The organism is Microbulbifer agarilyticus, assembly GCF_019800665.1.
Lineage (GTDB): Bacteria > Pseudomonadota > Gammaproteobacteria > Pseudomonadales > Cellvibrionaceae > Microbulbifer > Microbulbifer agarilyticus_C.
On the sequence record NZ_JAHVKO010000018.1, the window covers coordinates 1 to 1,249 of the forward strand.

Annotated in this window: 2 protein-coding genes; both read right to left on the reverse strand. The window is 49.3% G+C overall.

The genetic code is table 11. The annotated features are described in order from the left end of the window. The coding region (locus KUV22_RS17195; protein ID WP_261319685.1) for an IS3 family transposase at window positions 1–814 on the reverse strand (814 nt) is incomplete at its 3' end. An 11-nt stretch (window positions 815–825) separates the two neighbouring features. After that, complete coding sequence (locus KUV22_RS17200; RefSeq protein WP_222233010.1) at window positions 826–1,194, reverse strand: transposase; 369 nt, start codon at window positions 1,192–1,194, stop codon at window positions 826–828. Window positions 1,195–1,249: the final 55 nt, after the last annotated feature.

Here is a 1,249-nt window from a genome sequence, read left to right on the forward strand (position 1 = left end):
GCGATTGATAGCCGAGACTGGAGTGAAGCCGTTCTCGGTTGTAGAACTCAATGTATTCGATGATATGAGCTACCGCATCGATTTCGTTTTCGAACATCCTCTGATGAACAAGCTCTGTCTTCATGCTATGGAAGAATGACTCGACGATCGCATTATCCAAAGGGTTACCCTTTCGGCTCATACTCCTTGTCATACCCGCCGACTCAACAAGCTCTCGATACTCATGTGCTGCATACTCAATACCCTGATCGGAATGAAATATACAGCCTGACTGTGGTCGCTGGCGCGCCAATGCCATCTTGAGCGCACTTTTCGTTAGTTCGCTATTGCGCTTCCTGCTGAAGGACCACCCGACGACCGATCTCGTGAACAAGTCGATCACGACGGCATGATATAGCCAGCCATTAGCGGTCTTAATATAAGTAAAGTCCCCTGCCCACTGTGTGCCCGAGCTATCCGCCGGAGCTAACTCGCCGAGCTGATTTCCAGTCGAGGAATAGAACTCGTGCTTACCCGGATTCCACATATAAAGCCCCCTACTCGAGGCTTTTATACCGGCCGATTTCATGAGCCTGGATACTCGCCGAACACTGCATGACAAGCCGCTACGTTTTAGCTGTTGATGTACTCGACGAGCCCCGTATGCCTTTCGAAATCCCTGATGCAACTCCACAATAGCATCGGTGAGGCGGCGATCATGCCTGCGATGCTCACTCTCTTCACGGTTTCGCCAGGCGTAGAAACCACTTTTTGATACACCAAGTAAGTTACAGAGTTTCCTGACATCACGCCCTTTACGGCTCTTCTCAACCAGCTCAAAGAGCTTTACTTTTTCCGTTGGAAGAACCGCTCGGCCTTTTTTAGCAGGTCAATCTCGTCGTTACGATTGGCCAGCTCTCGCTCTAGCTTCTTAATTTTCTTCTCAGCTGCAGCCAGCTTCTCTTCTGCTTCTTTTACTGGGTCAGCACGACTTGGACGACGCTTGGGGGATGGTTTGGCAGGCTTCATATGCTTATTTTCCTTCAACTCTCCGCGACGATGCTCCATCTGCCACCGATAGAGCATCACAGGATGTATGCCGAGGGATTCTGCCACATCCTTTGATCTAACGTCAGGATGATTGGCTAACCTAACGGCTTGAAGCTTATAAGCCAGAGTATAACGATCGTAATTACGCTTTTTTGTTTGTCCCATACTGGACCTCTTTCGTGGATAAAAATACCGTCCACGAAAGTGGTTTCAGATCAGC

Coding starts and splice junctions, on each gene's coding strand:
- KUV22_RS17200 (WP_222233010.1), bottom strand. CDS start 1,194: ATGGGACAAACAAAAAAGCGTAATTACGATCGTTATACTCTGGCTTAT.